Source organism: Nocardia sp. NPDC049526 (genome assembly GCF_044465765.1).
In the GTDB taxonomy this organism is placed as follows: domain Bacteria; phylum Actinomycetota; class Actinomycetes; order Mycobacteriales; family Mycobacteriaceae; genus Nocardia.
Genome location: NZ_JBITMA010000001.1, coordinates 605,797 through 624,084, shown reverse-complemented (window position 1 = coordinate 624,084; position 18,288 = coordinate 605,797). Strand labels below are relative to the sequence as shown.

Genomic DNA, 18,288 nt, shown 5'->3' with positions numbered 1-18,288 from the left:
TCTCGGTGACCACGTGCAGGTTGGTGTTGTGGGTGGGAGATTCCGCTTGCGGTAGAGCCGGGTGAACTCGCGGTTGAGGAATTCCGCGATGCGGGCGACTTCCTTGCGTGGGTCGGTCAGGAGGGGACGGATCCAGTCAAGCGCGAGCCGGTCGACTTTGTGCCGCAGTGGCACCGGCCTGCCGGAGCGCAGGTGCATCTGAAAGCGCTTGGCGCGGTGGATGTTTCGAAGCACACCGGCAAAGCCGCCTTGGGGCGCTCCGGTATGGGTTCGGGTGCGCGCAGAGCAGGAACAACGTGCTCGGTCCAGTTTCGGTGGCGGTCACAGGCAGCGGATGACGCGTGGCTCGGCGAGCACGCCGGCGGCGGATTCGGTGTCAGCTAGGCGCTGGGCGAGGCTGTCGCGGGCCAGATCCGGCGGTAGTGATCCGGAGAATTTCAGGCCCGCCAACGCCTTCGGATCCACTTGTGGCAGGTCGAGTTTCGGATTGGCGAGGGCAGCCGACAGATCGGTGGCGGTGATGCCGGGCAGCAGACGCAGCGACTGCTCATCGATTCGCTGGCTCGGGGCGACCAAGCCTGGTAGCGATGCGTGCAGGGTGCGATTGGCGGCCGTGCCCGCCCAGGTCCACCACCGTCCTGCGCCGCCGGAGGGAAGGACAACCACCAGGCGATCCGAATCGACAACCTCGGTGTAGGTTTCGCGTACGTCGGCCAGTGCGGACTTCGCGCGGTGGGTGAGGGCGACCCCCGCCGGGACGTTGCTCAGCAGGACCGCCCGCATGCCGCGGGCGATCGGGTGCGACCACCCCGCCGACGCCCCGGACCACTTGGCCTTACCAATATCGTCGGCTGCCTCGACGAAGCAGCGCCGCCGGTTCCAGTCGACGTGGGTGACCCGCCACGATCGCCCGCCGAGCAACAGTACGCGCGGCCCATCGACGTCCTCGGTGAGCAGATCGGTGCCGATCGTACCGATCTCGGTGCGTCCGGCCAGGACGAGGAACTCCGGGGGCGCGCTGAATACGGCGGTGAGGTCGGAGAAATATCTGCGGCCGTAACGCCGCTCGGCTTCTGGGCCGATGTGCAGGAAATCGCCGTCGGCCTCGAAAAAACCTTCGGCGACAAGGTATTCCAGGATGTTGTCGGCGTCGTCGTCGAAGATGGGCAACGTGCCCCACCATTCCTTCCAGCGGTGGCGCCCGATCCGGTGCTCTTGTAAGCACAGCGCCATCAATTGCTGGGCCGCGATGTGCCTGGGCGCTGGCGGTGCGGTGATCGGCTCGACCCACCCGTCGGCCCAGCAAGCCAGCATGCCGAGGGTCTGCAGCAGCTGATCGTGGTCCGTGCACAGGAACAGGCAGTTACGTGCGGTGCCGGGTCGGCGGCCGGTGCGGCCCAGCCGCTGGAGGAAGGAGGCGACGGTGCGGGTTGGCCCGATTTGAATAACTCGATCGAGATCACCAACGTCGATGCCGAGTTCGAGGGTGGAGGTGGCGACGATGACTGTGTTACGAGCATCGGCGAACGCTGCTTCTGCGCGCCTGCGTTCGGCTGCCGACAGGGAACCGTGGGACAGGAACGTGGTGACACCGCGATGCTGCAGTTGGGCGCCGAGTTCCTCGGCCTCGCGCCGGGAGTTGACGAAGACTAGGCGCTTCTCGCCGGCGTGCAGGGCGGCGACGAGCTTCGCCGCGTTGGCGAGCGAGCCCACATAGTCGACGGTGAGATCCGGTACTGCGGACGATGTTTCGACGGCGGGTGCGACGACCTCTCCGGGGCGATCGGTGAAACCGCCCTGGAGCCAACGCAATAGAGCCGCCGGGTTGCCGACGGTGGCGGACAGTCCGATGCGCTGCAGGGGGCGGCCGCTGAGGCGGGCGAGCCGCTCGAGCACAGCGAGCAGATGCCAGCCTCGGTCGTCACCGGCGAAGGCGTGCACCTCGTCGATGACAACGGCATGCAGGTCCGCGAAGTACAGCCGGGCGTCGACCTTGGTCGACACCAGCATCGCCTCGAGGGATTCCGGTGTGGTCAGCAGGAAGTCGGGACGTTCGGACAGGATCCGGCGGCGATCCCCGGGCCCCACGTCACCGTGCCATATTGCCGCGGAGCGGCCCAGCCACTGTGCGTAGCGGTGGATCCGCGGTCCGAGATTGTTCAGCAGGGCCCGCAGCGGGCACAGGTACAGGACCGAGGTACCGCTCCAATTCCGCTCGGCCATCGCCGATAGCAGCGGCAGAACAGCCGCCTCGGTCTTGCCGCCCGCGGTGGGTGCGAGCACGATCACGTCGTCGCCGTGCCGCAGTGGGGATACCGCTGCTGCCTGGGTGGGGCGTAAACCGTTCCAGCGCAATGTGTTCGCGAGGTGGTACTGCACACCCGGATGCAGCAGTGTCACCGGATCAGCAGTGCCCCCTGCACCCTCGCTGTGCTCGGTCACGGCAGATCCAGTGCCACATCGTCGGCGGCCAGGGCCTCACGTTCGGCGTCGTTGCGTTCGGCGTCGGTGATGGCGATCTCGTAGTCGCGGTAGGGATCGAAATCGGGATGGATGTCGATGGTGTCGAGCAGATCGACCAGTTTGCGCAGGAACAGGCGCGGGGCGATGCCGACCCGGCCCCCGAGCTGACCGGCGACTGCGGCTGCGAAGCGGTGCAGGAATCCGTCGTCGGCGAGACTGGCGATCCGCTCGGCGTTGCCGGCGCCCGCACAGTACAGCTCCCGGACCCGGCCGCCGAGTTCGGTCAGTTTGTTCAGGTCGAATCCGGTCAGCCGCAGCTGCGGCGCACGCGGGTTGTCGAATCTCGGGTCGCGGGAGAAGTCAGTGTGTAACCGGTCGGCCAGCGGGGGTAGCAACTGTACGCCCTGGCGGCCGTCGAAGAAGGCCGGTGTGCCGGTGATAAGTAGGTACAGGCCCGGATAATGCCCGTCGTGCACCTCGTCGATGAGCTGCCGTAAGGCGTTGAGCGCCTTGGACCGGGCGTCGCTGCGGATGCGCTGGAGCGTCTCCACTTCGTCGAGGATCAGGACCAGGCCGCTGTTCCCCGCGTCGGCGAGGACGGCCAGTAGCCCGCGCAGGAAACCCATGGCCAGGAAATGATCCAGATCACCCTTGATACCGGCTTCGCGTTTGACCGCAGCGGCGACATGTGGTTGTCCGGCGAGCCAGGCGATCAGACCGTCGGCGGTGTCGTGCTCGCCACCGGCCTGCATCCGGTGGTAGGCGCGAATGGCCTGCGGGAAGATCGGGGCCTGGCGGGCAACCGTCGCCAAGCGCCGCTCCAGCAGTTCGTCAGCGGTCGTCTGCTGGCTGTCGGCGTCGGATTCGATGGTGTAGAGCCAGGAATCGAGGATTGGTCGCAACGCACTCGGCGGAATCGAGCGGGTACGCAGCGATTCGATGCTGCGCCGGTACACGGTCTCCAATTTGTGCAGTGGGGTGTCGATCTCGTTGATCTGTACTTCGGCCACCGCGAAGCCGCGATTCATGGCACGATCGGCCAGCCACCGCGCGAAGAACGTCTTACCGGCACCGTAGTCGCCGCGCACGGCTTTGAACATACCGCCGCCGCCCGAAACCATTTCCAGTTCGGCGGTGAGTTCGGATTCGAATCGTCCGAGGCCGACTGCGAGCTGGTCGAGCCCGTTCGAGGGCACGGTGCCGCGCCGCAGCGCGTCGAGGATCTCGCGGCGGCGACGGGGAGATACCGCTGTCACGAGGTCAGTCCGAACTGTTCGCGCAGCATCGGCACCTCCAGTCGCACGTGGTCACGGTCGACCAGCAGTACCTCGTAGCCTTCCACATCGAGGATGCGTTTGATCTGCAGCAGTGCACCGTTTACGCGGGGGGTCGCGATGGTCAGCACGGTCGCGGCCTGCACGGTGGTGATCTCGTGCGCGGATGCGGCCAGTAGGGCTGTGAGCAGATCGGCGATCTGTTCGCTGGTGACGGCGAGGCGGCCGGCCAGCTGGAGTTGGCTCGTGAACACAGGTGTGGCCAGCAACTCGTCCACCAGTGCCGGGCGGGCCACCGACGGGGGTGCGGTGGTGACCGGTTCGGGTTCGAACAGGGTCGGAGCGTTGTCGGCAGGGTGCGGTGCGCGGCCGGTGGTGGCGGGCAGTTCGGTCTCGGGGGACGTGGCCGCGGCCAGCGGGATGCTCCACCAGCCCGGTTCGACCCGGCTCAGTGGGACCAGCCCGGCCGGCTGGTCGCCCGGGCACAGCACGATGACCGGAACGACTACCTCGGCGGGGGAACCGCCCCCGTGGTAGCCGGCGTTGACAGGGCCGTAGTGGATCCGGTCGTCGACGGCCAGTACGGCCGAACCCGAATCGGTGAGTACTCGTGGACCCGTAACCAGGACCTCACCCTCACCGACAGCGTCCAAGTCGCCGTGTGCACGCTGATGGTTGTAGGTGACGCGTGGGTGCCGCACGATGCGTTCGCGGCGGCCTACGACGTGCCCGTGGTCGGCGGTGATCACCACGATCCGGCCCGCAGTGCGTGCGGCGGCGAGTAAGTGACGCAGATGCGGGATGGCGCGCACGTTCCAGTCGGCGTCGCCCACGCCGACTTTGTGCAGCATGTTGTCGACATAGTTGAGCACGGCCGCCACCAGCGGCTGCCCCTGTGTGTCGGCGATCGCGTTGCGGACTTCGGTCGCCAGCTGCTGCCCCGGGATCACCGCGTCGAGCTGACCCTTGTGGAAGATTGGCGGGGGTGTGTTGGATGGCGCCGACAGGGAGTGCTCGGCCAGCAGGGCGAGAAATCCCGCTCGCTCACCATCGGCTTTCACCTCGGTCAGCTGCCCGCACAGCAGCGAGCCACGACTGCGGTGGGTCAGGCTAGGCAGCACGGCCAGCGCGCCGGTGCGTGTGGTGACTCCTGGAGCCGCCGCCTCCGACCAGCCGTGGTCTACCGCGTCGGCGGCAAGTTCGGTGGCCATCGCCATAGACAGCCCGTCCAGCACCAGCAACAGGACGGGCTGTTTTTGCTCGCCGCGTTTCACGATCGGCACGACCACGCGTCGTATGAGGTGCTCAACGCCGAGCACCTCCGGTTCTGCAGTTGTCGAGAGTGCGGTCGCGAATTGCAGGTCGTGCTCCCGGCGGCGGGCCTGTGCGGCCTCGATGACACGGCGCAGGGTCTCGGCGGTGCGCGCGGTGTCGGCGCCGCGGTATGCCGCAGCGATGGCGGCGTCGGCCCAGGCGTCGGCGTTCACGTGGCGGTGGGTGAGGCCGGTGATCCCGGCCGGGGTCTGCGCGTCTGTATGCAACCAGCGGATCAGGCGCACGGCGGCACGGTAGGCGGTGCAGGTCGGATCGGTGTCGGCGAGGATGTGCCGCTGCACGTCCTGCCAGGCGGTTTCCATCGTGCCGAGGGCTGCACCGGACACTGCGCGCTTTGATTTCATGACGGTGTCGATGGCGGCGGCCAGGGCGTTCAGGCGAGCCTCCAGGCCGGGCCGCAGCTGTTCCGACCCGGCTGCCAGGTCATTCAATCCGAGGTCATGGACCAACTTTTCGGCGCGGGCGAAGATCTGGTCGCGGTGACTCGGGTGGATGACGCCGGTCAACACCGCACTGGTGTCGTCGTGCCAGGCGCGTAGTTCCTCGATGGAGATGCCGCGCAACCGGTAGGTGCTCTCGAAATGCCCAAGGGACCGGTCGGCACCGCTACGGCCGTCGAACAGTCCGGCGATCAGTCCCAGCGGCAGCAGATCGGCGACCAGATCCGGGGTCAGCAGGGCTGCCACTGGGCGGCGCACGCCGCCACAGCGCTGGGCGAGCCACCTGGTGACCGCCGCGGTAAGCTCCGCGCCGCCCACGGTGTGCAGGATCCGCAGGTCGTGGCCGGCGCTGGGGCGCAGACTCCACTCCAGCACGGTGAAGGTGTCGATCTCGGTGTCGTACTCGTCGGTAATGTGCAACACACGCTGCGCGACGGTGGTGAAGGCGTGGTCGCGGGTGAGCACCCCACCGGGTGCGGGCCGGTACTCGTCGATGACCGCAAGCAGGCCACCAGCCAGTGCCCGGTCGTTGCCGCCGTCGCGGACCCGGTACAGCGCGGGCTCCAGCGTGGCGGCGGAAAAGTTGTCGCGCACCGCATCCCAGGGCAGCGGTGTCTCCAGTTTCGCGCCGTGCAGATGCGCGAGCAGGCCGATGCCGAGTTCGTCCTGGTCCGCAGAGGTGAGAATGATCAGCCACTCGCCCGGCTTGCGCTGCCCGATCGCCTCCCACACCGCCAACACCGAGGGGCAGGCGGCCACCGTGACCGGTATCCCGCGATGGCTGAAGTCGCCGCCATGCCAGACCGGCTGGGCGTGCAGTCCGAGCACCCCGGGCCGGTAGCGCTTGCGGATCGCCGATTCGAGCTTGGCGGTGACAATCGGGTGCGTCGCGACGAGCAGGGTCATTCGATCCACCAGCTCACACGTAGCCGTTTACCTGTCGTATCGGCCTGCTCATAGGCGCTGCGCAGGCGGGCGGTGACGGTGTCGATGTCATCGACGCCGGACAGGGTGACGGTCTCGGGGTCGGTGAGGGTTTCCGGTGTTGCCTTCTGGTTGGTGCTGCGGTCCCGAGTCGCAGGGGTGGCAGGGTCCGGTAGCGGGTCGGCCGGTGGCGGCGTGATCGGCGGCCGGGGATCGGCCGGAGTGGCCGACACCCATTCGATGATGCGGGCCTTGACCGCGGCGAGTTTCGCGGTCAGGTCCGGATCAGTGGAGGAGACGACCGAGCACAACTGGGTGAGGATGGCCCGTGCCTCCTCCTTCCGCACGCCGAAACCCTCGGTTCCAGCGGATACGTTGTTCAGCAGCGGCCAGTCGAAGCCCTGCAACGCCGCGGTGTCCTCGCCGGCATGGGCAAGTAGCCGGGCGAGGGTGGCCCGCGCGATAGGGAAGTCCGCGGCGGCCGCGGTGTCGACCGCTGCCACGTTGTCGCCGGTAGCGGCGAGCTGAGCGAGGAACTCGAGCAGCCGCTGCGCGATGGTCAGCCGGTCGCCGCCGTCGGGCTGAATGGCCAGGCGGGCGTAGGCCGCCTCGAGCTGGTCCAGTTCCGCGCGCAGTGCTGATTCCGCGGTGGTGGCGCGGGTGCGCAACTGCTGGGTCAGCTCGGCGACATTATCGGGTGTCAGGTGGGTACGTGCGGTGGTGTAACCGAACAGCTCCGAGGCCAGGGTGCGAGCGCGGTCCCAGGCGGTGGCCGAGGGCAGGCGCTGTGGCCGCAGCTCGAGATGCTCGCGCAGTCGGCCCAACGCAGGCGCGTTCACCGCGGTACCCGCCTCGTACCAGGCGCGGCGGCGCAGCATCGCCCAAGCCGCGACGATCAGGTCCCGGGCCTCGTCCCGCAGACCCCACGACGGGGACACGGACTTGATGCGTTGTTGTAGTTCACGGACGGTGACGGCGGCGTCGGGCCGAGCCGGGACGCGGTCCAGCTCCCCGGCCCAGAATGCGAAGGTCTGCTCGCCGAACAGGAAGACGCCGTCGCCCGTAGCCCTGCCGACCCGAAGCTTGTCGGCGATCTTCTGCACCGCCTTGCGCGCCGGACCGGCCTCGATCACCACCCGGCCCTGCGGGTCGGCCACCGCCTCGGCGACGGCGGCACGCACCATCTCGAGGACAGGCGGTCGGATCTCCTCGTCGGCGGGCGCGAATTCCGGATGCGCCGGATGGAGCGCGGCGAACGCCTGATCGATCACCCGGTCCAGGGCATCGCCCATGGTGACTGCGACCGGATCCTTTGGCTGGAAGTCCCTGGTCAGCGACAGCAACAGTTCGCCATCGCCGACCGGTGTCACAAACCGCGGATCGGCAGAGTCTAGGCCGTAGGCCATGCGGAGCATTTGTTCAATGCGGTTCTGCGACCCGTGCCGCAGATTCTCGAGGATCCCGCGGGCCTGCGCGCGCTCGGTTTCGGAGAGGTTGTCGGAGTTGGTGCGCCAGCGGTCGCCGCTTCCGGTGAACAGCCAGTCCAGTATCACCAGCTGGGCCAGTTCTTCGTTGATCTGATCGGTGAAGAACTGTGGCAGCCACACGATGGTGTTGCGGTCGCCGCCGGTGTTGCGCAGCCTATCGATGCGTCGCAAATCGTCGGCATGCGAGTACGGGTGCTCGTCGAACGGGTAGTCGATGATGAATCGCCACGTGCCGGGGCGGGCGTCGAAGGCGTCGTCGTTGAGGGAGGCGGCGTCGCGGACGTTGCCGAAGACGATGTCGACCTCTCGGCGGCTGCCGCGCCAGATCACGGTCTTGGTGGCGGCGCCGGTGAGATCGTCTTGATCGCTGACGATGCCCAGGGCCCGGTGCACGAGGCGGCGGATGAGTACACGACGGCGGCCGGCGTTGTCCTCACCCTTGATACGGTCCAGGACCGATTTGTAGTCGACGTCGGCGAGGGTGACATCGATGATCGGGTCGTTGCCGTCGCGGACCTTGATTTCGGGGGCGACGGTGCGGCTCCAGTCGCGGACCGCCGACAGCGCGATCCGCTGTTCGCCGTTTGGCAGGGGGCTTTTGATGGAGCCGTGGTTGAGCGCTGTCAGCCGACTGGCTGTGATGTCCCGCAGGGCTGGCACTTTCGGCGCGATTGCCGACAGCAGCAGAGTTTTCGCGAGCCGGTCCCGGCCTCGGAACAGACGTGCCTGCTGCGAGGCCGGATCACCGAGCAGCTGCTCCTCGGTGATACCGGCCAGTTGCAGTAGATACGGGCGCAGCTTGCCCCGGTACAGCTCGACTGCGGAACGGAACATGGCCGCCGTACCGGCGTCCAGCGGTGTATTGCCGACCACGATGTCGTCGAACGCGTCACCGACCGGGATCAGATCGTCCACGGTCAGGGTGGCACGCCGATCGGACAGCATCTTCTGCATGACCTTCAGCGCGGTGCGTTCGCGCTGCATGACGCCGGCCAGATTGCGCAGCGTCGACACCAGGGCGGGGGAGAACGGGTAGGTCTTGGCGAATTCGGCCTCCGATGCGCCGCGATGCTCCTCGTCGGTGTTCATGCTGTCGCGCAACGTATCCCAGATCAGTGGATCTCGGGTGACGTTGCGGAACGCCTCATCGAGGACTGGTTGCATGCCCGGTTTCGGCTTCAGCACGCGGGCGTGCGCCACCTCGACGAGGTTGTCGTCGCCGAGCCGGATCGGCAGAAAACGTTCCTCCTGGAAATGGAAGGCCCGGTCGAGCGCCTCCTGCTCGGCGCCCGACGCTCCGGCGTTGGCCAACCATTTGCGCAGGTCGTGCTGGCGGGGGACGAACGAGATCAGCGGGATCGCCCGGGTGCTAGACGCTTCCACCAGTTTCGATAATTTCTGGCTCTCCCGGGCGAAGAAGTCATGGTTGCGGACGTGAAAGGTCAGCCATAGCACCATCTCGTCGATGAACAGCACGACCGCCTCGTAGCCGAGGGATTTCGCGTGCTCGGAGATGATTCGCAGGCCCTTGTCCAGATCCACGAACTGTGCCTGGGAGGTGAACGAACCCCACATTGAATTAACCAGCGCCGTCACAAGATTCGCGCGTTCCTCCGACTCCGGGGCAGCGGCGCGGGCGAGGTGGTAACTGTCGGCGGTCCAGGCGTCCCGTTGGTCGACTTTGTCCCAGACACTGGGTGGCTGGTTTCCGGAGTCGCCGAGCATCGCGAAGAACGAGTCGTCACCCATGTTCGCGCGGGCGACCTCGGCGTCGGCGAGTAGTTCGTCGCTCATATACAGCGGCGGCAGCGTCGCGCCCGGATGCAGGCGCTGGATCTGCTCCACATACTTGCGGAACAGCATCTCCTCCAGCGAATCTGTGCCGACCATGTGGTAGGTGAGGCGCAGGATCCTGCGGCCGGGCAAGAACTCGTCGTACATGCCGACCAGAGGTGCGAACGTGGTGCGCAGGTCCGGGTCGTCGCGTAGCGCCGGTTCGTTGCCGAGCAGGGCGTACAGCACTGCCATGAAATGGCTTTTACCGGCACCGAACGAGCCGTTGAGGAATGCCGCCCGAGACTGCCGCTGCCCGATCGCGTCGGCGATCAGGCCGAGCGCCTGCTCGAAGTTCTGCTTCAGAGAGTCGGTGAGCACGTACTCGGCGAGGGTCCGGTGCAGATGTTCGGCGCTGGTGCCGTCCGTCAGTTTCAGCACGTAGTCGGTGCCGGCACGCACCGGAATATCGATGACGTCCCGCAGGAACGTGCTCATGCTGGGCCCTCCCTCTCGGCGGTGACACGGGTTGCCTTGTGCCGCACGATGTTCATAGCAGGGTCTCGGGCTCATGGGTGCGCCCGGTGGTCCCGCGGCCGCGTCCGGTCGGCTTCGGCCGCCACGCCGCTGCATCCTCCGGGGAGATGCCGAGTTCGACGCAGTGGGTGCGGATTTGCTCGTCGATGAGATCGGCCATGCTGATGCCGTATTCGAGATCGATCTCGCTGTGCCACTGCCGGACCCACGGAGACAACTCCACCAGGCCCGCGACCAGGGGAATGAGAGTGGTCTCGGTGGCGCCGTCCTGGATGCGACTGTCGACGATCCCGGCCAGGGCGAGGGCCTGTTCCGCGTGATTCCAGCCGGCCCAGCCGAGAAGTTCGGAATTATCCTCGGGGCGGTTGGCGTTCGGGTAGGAGATGAAGCGCTCCTTCGGGACGTCGAGTTTGCCGCGGCGGGACCAGTAGGAGGGTTTGGTGAAATCGGTGGGCTTGTATTTGGGTGGGACGGGAATCGGCTTGTCCAGAGTTTCGCCAGCATCCTCACGGCGCTGCTCGGCCCAGGTGTGCTCCCAAGCCTTGCGTGTCTCCAGTCCGGAGGGCTTGTAGCGGTAGGCGGCGAGGAAAGGCACACCCTCCTCGGCGAGGAGCTTCTTCAGGGCTGCGCTGGTGGAAGCTTCAGGGGACTGTGCCCACATACGCAGGACACGGGGGAAATCGGCGTCGCGGTCCAGTTCGTCCGCGAGCTGGGCGACACTCTTCGGGGTGGGGCGACCATCACGGTCGAACCAGAGGGCCCGATCTTCGACCTTGTCCAGCAGCCAGTCGCGGAGAGCGGCGGTGACGCGCTTGTCCCACGGTTCGGTGGCCCAACGGCGCTTGTACTCCGGCTTTTCCAACAGGCGCAGGTGCGGGTTGTCAGCAATGGCGTCCAAGCGGCGTTGCAGGAGTCGCTGGTAGTCGGCGGGAAGGTGCTGTGGGATCTCGGTGATCGGGGTGGAGCGGTGGCGTTCGAACCAGGCGGTGTGTTCGCCATCCTTCATTCGGCGGGCCAGGAGGATTTCGAAAGCGCGTTCGCCCAGGGCGATCTCGGGAACGTCACCAGAGTAAGTGAGTTCCTCGTCTGTCAGGCCGTAAAGGCGGTAACATTCCCAGTCGAGCTCCTCCTGGTGGGCGATCATTTGGTGAAGGATACGGTGGTATTCGGCACGGGCGGAGTCGAGTGACTCTGCGGTGGGTACCGAATGGGCGGCGACGACCGCAGGAGACTGATCCGCAGCTCTTTGTGCGTACTGGTCAATGGCTCGGGCACGTTTGATTGGAAAGTGCGCCGGAAGAGGAAATTCTTTCATGCGACTACCAGCGAACTGATAAAAAACCTCCCACTGATCGCCGCGATAGCCTTCGTTGACGCCCCCGTTGCCCTTTCCTTGGCTGTTCTGTTTCATCCAGAAGCACGCGACAGAACTGTTCAATACGCCAAGCAGTTTCAGATGATCATCCTCGCTCGCCTCCTTGTGCAGCTTGATCACCGGTGCAGTCTGCTTGAATACCTTCCCTCCGCGATCGAAGACGAAATGATTGTGCGTGGCTACTTCGCTATAAGCGATTCCGGGTTGGATCCTTATCCTTTCCGGATAGACCTCCCGAAGCTCCCACCATTTTATGTCTTTAAGCTCATCGATGGCTTTAAGTTCATCGAACGGTATCCCGAATCGTTTCCTTCTTTGCAAGACCCTACGGCATGGCCAAAGGTGCTTCTCGGTATCGAAATCGATCCACGGCGATAGTGACTGATCGTAAGGCCATGCCACCAGGGAGGGTTCGTCGGTGCAGTAGTCCCGCACGCGATCGCCCTCGATAATCGGAACAGCGGTCAACTTTCTTCGCTCGGCTGATTTTTTGTCGGGTACCACAAATGCCGATTCTTCGCCCGGGATCGCTACGCTTCCAATTACTACCGGCATCGAAGAAAGTGATTTCCTCTTCGCCTCGATTGTTGCGAGCGCCTCGACCGCGCCACCGCCTGAGAGACTCCATGGATGCGTGTTGAGGGCCGATCGCTCAAGGCTGGTGACGCTGATCCAGTCGCTTTCATAGTGAGGCTTGGAAGAATTCTTAACTATCGAGGTCCACACGGCTCCTTGGGCGGGAATCTCTGGGCGCCCAGGCTCTCCGCGAATCCCGAGGACAGCTTGCACAGAGGTTCCGGTTGGCGCTCTGTTGCGGGCGATCAGGATTACAGTTGGCGTCCCATGGCCGGGAATGTAAGCGCCAGAAGTATCGATTACCGTTCGGAGATCTCGCTTCGCTAGGAACTCCTCGATCAGCCTCGACCCAAATTCGCGCTTCATAAATGAATTTGAAGTGATTTGCCCAATCCAGCCAGCCCTGCGGATGGACTGTGCCGTGTATCCCAGGTCGAAAAATAACTCCATAAACGGAACAGTCAGCGCATACTGTCGGTGACAAGTCGAGTATAGCAGGCGATAAGTCGAGTTCAACGCCGAATCCTTGACCGTGATGTACGGCGGATTTCCCACCACGACATCGTGCGCCCGCTGCAGAATTTCCTTCAACGCGGTCACATTCTCCGTCGCGTATGCGTATTGTTGCTGCCCCAGCGTAAGTAGATCATCTCCCAGTGCCTGCTGCCGCGACCCCCAAAGCAACGAATCCCCGGTCGCCAAATTCAGCTCGAAATCCACCGCCTGCTCGATCCGGCTATCTCCGCTCGCCTCGAGCGCCGCGAGCAACAGTCGGAACCGCGCGATGGCGACGGCCGCCGCGTTGATATCCACCCCATACACACTTCCCAGTGCTTTCCCTACCAACACCCGCACCGGCAGCGCCGGCGCCTGCCGCTCCCACTCCCGCAATAGCCGCCGGAAAGCCCCGAGCAAGAAATGCCCAGATCCGCACGTCGGGTCGATAACGGTGAGCCCTTCCAGCGGCCGTTCCGCCAAAGCGGGCGTCAAGGTCTGGTCGAGGATGAACTCCTCGACGAACTCCGGGGTCTGCAGTAGTGCGTATGTCTTCTTCGCGAACTCGGAAAGGTCCTGGTACACGTCACCGAGGAACCGGGAGTCGACGCCGGTAAAACTCCACTGCGGATCCCCGGAATCATCGGTGTCCCACCAGAATTCGAGGATAGCCCGGGCGGCGTCACCGGAGGGGGCGACGCGGTGCAGCGGCGAGTACTCGTCGACCAGTGCTCGGGTCGCGTCGTAACGGGCGAAATGGATGACGATCTGCTCAAGCCATTCCCGGTCCGACGGAATGAACTCGGGGGTCGTCTGCTCGGTGAAGTACGCCTGCCTTGCGTCGATGGCGTTGCGGCGTTCGTCGGGGGTCGCACCCGCGATCCAGCGCGGTGTGACCAGTGCGTTGTCCTCCACGTACCGGGCGAAGACGGTCAGCAGTACCCAGGCCACGGCCGACTGGGACACTCGCTCGTCCCGCCACGCTTCCCAGGACGCGGCCGTGCGACGGGCCGCGAACGCCTCGTCGTACTCGCCGCGCCAGGCTGTGTACGCACCGGACTGCCGCTCCACCGCATCCGCCCCGTCGACCCGTGCACGCAGATTGTCCTCCAGCTTGAGCACAAGTTTGCGCAGCGCGGGAACCAGGCCGACGATGCCGGTCATCTACCTCATCACCCTTTCCGGGTCGGGGGCGTCGGCACCGGGCCGGTACTCGACGAATTGTCCAGTGGGAGAACCGAGCTGGATCGGCAGCCCGTCCACCTGAGCGCCGCGGATCTGATGCAGCTCCGGCAGAATCACCCAGATCGGGCGGCGGCGCGGTGCGGTCAGATCGCTCCAGCGGGCCACACGCTGCAGGAATCCGTAGCGAGCCAGCGGTCCCAGTTCGGTGAGGATCAGCGGACGCGCGGACCCGGGCTCGGTGAAGACCGCCGCGTCGATGCGGTCGAGGACTGCTGGGGTGACGCGGTCCACGACCGTGCGCAAACCCCGGGCGTCGCGGGGTGCCGCATCGGCGGCGTCGGCGGTCAACACGTCGGGCCACGGTACCCGGCCGTCGGTGAACTCCCGGATCTCGGCCACCATCGCGCCGGCGACGTCCAGGATGTCGCCGCCATAACGGTCGGCCAGCTGCTCGGCGGCGCGGGTGTGGTCGTCGGCGCGACCGACCGGCACGCCGATTGCGAGGAATCCGTAACCGTCGATCGAGCGGCGCAGGATCGCGGCGCGAGTGCTGTCCGCGTACCCGGTCCACGCGGGTTCGGTATCCATGGGTGGCAGGGACACGCCGGTGGTGGACTTCCGGGTGGGCAATCCGGTGGCACCGGGCGGCTCGACGTCCCGGAACCGGTACACCTTGGCGGACTCGTCATAGACCAAGCCGAGTTCGGCGTTGGTGACAATGACATCCAGGGCCGGGCGCATCGGCAGTTTGTCCGGCACCGGGAACCGTGCGGCCACACGCTGGCGCAACTCGGTCGTGCTGAGGGATTCCGACTGTGACAGCCCGGCCAGGGCGATGCGGATCATCGCCGCCGGTGCGATGTACCTGCCGTGCAATTCGCCGCGGCCCGAGACGACGGCCTGGCGGGAGGCAGCGGCCGCCAGACGGATCAGCCGCTCGTCCGGGGGCGGTGACACGAGCACACCCGGTGCGGCACTGCGGTACCCCTGCAGGTAGGCCTCGCGCACCTCCCGGGCTGCGACTGCAGGCGCGACGACGCCTGCCGGAACGTCGCGGACCAGGTCGTCGGCCCGCCGACCCGCGCGTTCGGCCGCGGCCAGCAGTTTCTCGTCACCTGCGACCAGGGAAAGGCGGCCACCGTGCCGGCGGCGCGCGAGCTTGTGGGCACCGTCGAGCTGCTCGTGTTCGCTGAGCCGGTCGAAGGCGACCCGTACCAAGCCCTCGGCGGCGCGCCTGGCCGCGTACTCGTCGGTGTCCGACGGCTCTGGTAGCAACGCCCGCACCTCGGCACTGAGCATGTCGACAGCTGCTACCCCGCCGAAATCGCCGATCACCCGGGTCACCACGGCCGCCACGTCGTCGAGCAGGGTCGCAGTCGCCGGGACGGCACCCCAATCCTCCTGCAGCTCCTTCAACAGTTGGCTGCCGCGGGCCGGCGACATCCCCAGAGCATCGCCGAGCTCTACCGAGCTGGCGAATGCGTCCAGGCGCCCGGACCTACCGAGAATCAGTTCGGCGGCCTGCTGTCGGGTCGACCTGTTGTCGGCATCGGATTCCGCGGTCTGCGCCTTGCGTCGGGTGCGCTTGCCGGTGCCGATCGCGGTCAACAGTAGGTCGACCGCCTCCGACAGGCCGGGAAATTCGGTGCGGGCCGGCGGTTTCCGGGTGCCCAGCTGTTGTTTCCACTGTTTGTAGCGGGTGGCGATCTCCTTGCGGGTGGCGGTGGTCTCCTTGGACAGCAGCCGGTTCAGCTTGGTGGAGTCCAGAGCGAGCAGTTCCCCGATGGTCGACACCTGCAGATTCGCCAGCGCGGATACTGCGCGCACACTCAAACCGGAATCGGCCAGCGGTGTTGTCTCGCCGACCTGCCGATCTGCGTCCACGATCGTCGGTGCGGTGTCCAGCACGCTGAACACCTGGCGCCACGCTCGCAGCATCTCCTCGGCGGTGCCCGGACGAAGTGAGGTCTCCCGGGATAGGGCGGCTGAGAAGAATTCACCCAGGCCCGTCGCCACGGCCGGTTCGAATCGCGCCGGGTCGATCGTGACATCGTGCTCGACGGTGGCAGGGTTGGCATCCGGATCCGGACCGTATTGGGGCAGGGTTCCGGTCGCCATCTCGTACAGCACGACCGCCGCGCCGTAGCGCTCCGCGGCGCTGTCGTACTGCTTGCGGTCGGCGGTACCGAGGAACGGATCCAGATAGGGCGGGGTGCCTGCTTCCACGTTGCGGGCGTCGACTCCGGCCATGGAGAAGTCGAACAGGGTCAGATGGGATTCCGACTTATGGTTGGACACACCGAGATTCGCCGGTTTGATGTCGCGGTGCGCGATGCCGGCCTGCTCGAGTCCATGCACCGCCGACAGCAGGTCGGCGCCCCACCGTTCCAGCAAGTTGATCGACAGCCGTCTCTTGGCCGACAGCTCTTCGGCCAGTGTGGTCGCGCCGGCGAAGCTCAGCACGAGCGTCATGCGGCCACCCACTTCGGCCCGCTGCATAAACCGCACAATGCGGTCGTGGTCGAGCTCGGCCAGCAGCTGGGCCTCCGCCAGCAGGCGCACCGCTGCGGCATCGTCCTTGGCGACCTTCAGCACCCGCGCGGCGCTCGCCGCCTCCTCGTCGGTGACGAGCAGGCCGACCGCCGTCGACCCGGAACCCAGCCGCTGCTTGTAGACGAACCGGCCGTCGAGGGTGTCGCCCGGACCGGCCTCCAGCGGATCGGCCCGCCCCGACACCCCGACAAGTTCGGCGCGCACCGCGTCCAGCTGGTTCAAGAATTCCGCGACGGTACCCAGTCGTTCGCTCGGGCTCGGGCGAGTGGCGTCCAGGATCAGTTTGCGCAACGACGATGGCACCTGAGGCAGCTCCGCGGACACGTCCAGGCCGCCGGGCCGAAGCCGCGCCATCAGCTCGCCGCGTTCGGCGGCCGGGGCCGCGCCGCCGGTAACCAGGTAGAACGCCAGCATGCCGAGGCCGAAGACATCCATGCGCGCCGGATCGGAGCTCGTACGGCCTTCCGGGCATGCGTACAGTTTGGTGATTTCGAGGCGGTCGCCTGCCAGGCCGGACAGCGGGCTGGACGGCAGGCCGCGCAGGCCGGTGTCCAGCGTCCCGGTGGGCAGCACGCCAGCGGTGTCCCAGTCGGAGATCAGCGGTAGCAGCACGTCGCCGCGCTCCTTCACCGATACGGCCTGCGGGTTCAGCCCTCGATGCACGACGCGGTGCCGATGGGCGTACTGCACGACGGTGGCGATCCGGTTCAGCAGCTCCAGCTGCCGGTCCAGGCTCAGCCCGGATTGCTTGTCGAGCAGCCAGAGATCCAGGCGCGCATAGTCTTTCGGATCGTCGAAAACCCAGCCGACGCCGAGTTCGGTGTCCTCGCACAGTTCGACCGGCACCTGCAGGCCATCGTGACGCAACCGGTTCAGCAGCCGGAAACCATGCGTGACAGCACGTTTGCGTTTGTGGATCTCCGCATCGGGGACGCCGGGGACCGGTGGATAGAACCGGATCCGGGCCTTGCGGGTGTCGTCGACGTAATGGGTTGCGGGCCAGTCCTGCCAGCCGTTGCCGTCGCCGAGGGTGTCGTCGGTAATGATCCAGTTGCCGACCTCGCGAGAGCGCTGCGCGCGGATGCCGAAGGAGTGGATCAGACCGGCGAGCAGATCGGACTGCTTCTCGGAGATCGGCTCGCCCTGGGGTGGAGCGAGCAGGATGCTCGATATTCCGGGCAGGCCGGATGTATGGTCGCGGTTGTCGAGACCATACAGATTGATGCGTGAGGCGAGCGGCAGCTCGCATCGGGTGTGCTCGTGATGCAGGAACACCAATTCCTGGATGTAGGGCACAGTCTGCGATGGCGCCTTGCCCTTGGACACCTTGTGCAGCTCGTTTTTCAACTGGCTGGCGAGGTACTGGGCCTTGCGGCGGGCGAGCAGCAGCGGCGAGGGCATATTCTTGCCGTGACTGCGTTTCCAGCGCTTGTCATCTCCGCTGATCGTGCCGTAGAGATGTTTGAGCTCGAGCAGGTACATCCCACTGCGGGTCAGCACCAGCAGGTCGACCTCGTGCCAGCGTCCATCGTGATCCCGGAACTCGAAATTCGACCACGCCCGATAGGGCGGTGCGTCCGGGAGCAGATCCCTGACAATCTGCAAACCTTCGCGCTCGTGCGGGAACCGCGAGGGACTTTCCTCCACCCACCGGCCGCCCTGCATCGGTGTCACCCCTTCACTCCCGCCCGCCCCCGCCGTTATGCACGGTCCGGCGTTCTGTCGAACTCGATTTTGTGTGTCCGTCGAAAGACTATCCTGCCGAATTGGCCGCGATGGGTGGCGCGTTTCCAGAAGACCGGGAGCGGGTAGCAAATCGCGTGGTAGGCCGCCGAGCGCGCAAACGGTTGGCGAGACGTGGTGGTCAAGTG

General features: G+C 66.1%; 6 protein-coding genes. All 6 read right to left on the bottom strand.

The features are described from left to right. Window positions 1–321: 321 nt before the first annotated feature. Genes ACIBW7_RS02735 through pglW form a run of 6 tightly spaced genes read right to left on the bottom strand, consistent with a single transcriptional unit; the run spans window position 322 to window position 18,082 of the window. Window positions 322–2,442, bottom strand: coding sequence for a DEAD/DEAH box helicase (locus ACIBW7_RS02735; RefSeq protein ID WP_397043395.1), 2,121 nt, complete (start codon window positions 2,440–2,442; stop codon window positions 322–324). Further along, complete coding sequence (gene brxD, locus ACIBW7_RS02730; protein WP_397043394.1) at window positions 2,439–3,719, bottom strand: BREX system ATP-binding protein BrxD; 1,281 nt, start codon at window positions 3,717–3,719, stop codon at window positions 2,439–2,441. The genes ACIBW7_RS02735 and brxD overlap by 4 nt, the downstream gene beginning before the upstream one ends. Further along, window positions 3,716–6,418, bottom strand: a complete 2,703-nt coding sequence (gene pglZ / locus ACIBW7_RS02725) for a BREX-2 system phosphatase PglZ (RefSeq protein ID WP_397043392.1) — start codon at window positions 6,416–6,418, stop codon at window positions 3,716–3,718. The genes brxD and pglZ overlap by 4 nt, the downstream gene beginning before the upstream one ends. After that, window positions 6,415–10,194 (bottom strand): phage resistance protein, encoded by a 3,780-nt coding sequence (locus tag ACIBW7_RS02720; protein WP_397043390.1) that lies wholly within the window; start codon window positions 10,192–10,194, stop codon window positions 6,415–6,417. Before ACIBW7_RS02720 ends, pglZ begins: the two co-directional genes overlap by 4 nt. A gap of 52 nt (window positions 10,195–10,246) precedes the next feature. Next, window positions 10,247–13,843 carry a BREX-2 system adenine-specific DNA-methyltransferase PglX gene (pglX, locus tag ACIBW7_RS02715; RefSeq protein ID WP_397043388.1) on the bottom strand — a complete coding sequence of 1,199 codons (3,597 nt, stop codon included), beginning with the start codon at window positions 13,841–13,843 and terminating at the stop codon, window positions 10,247–10,249. Further along, window positions 13,844–18,082 carry a BREX system serine/threonine kinase PglW gene (gene pglW / locus ACIBW7_RS02710; protein WP_397044150.1) on the bottom strand — a complete coding sequence of 1,413 codons (4,239 nt, stop codon included), beginning with the start codon at window positions 18,080–18,082 and terminating at the stop codon, window positions 13,844–13,846. Between the last annotated feature and the right edge of the window lie 206 nt (window positions 18,083–18,288).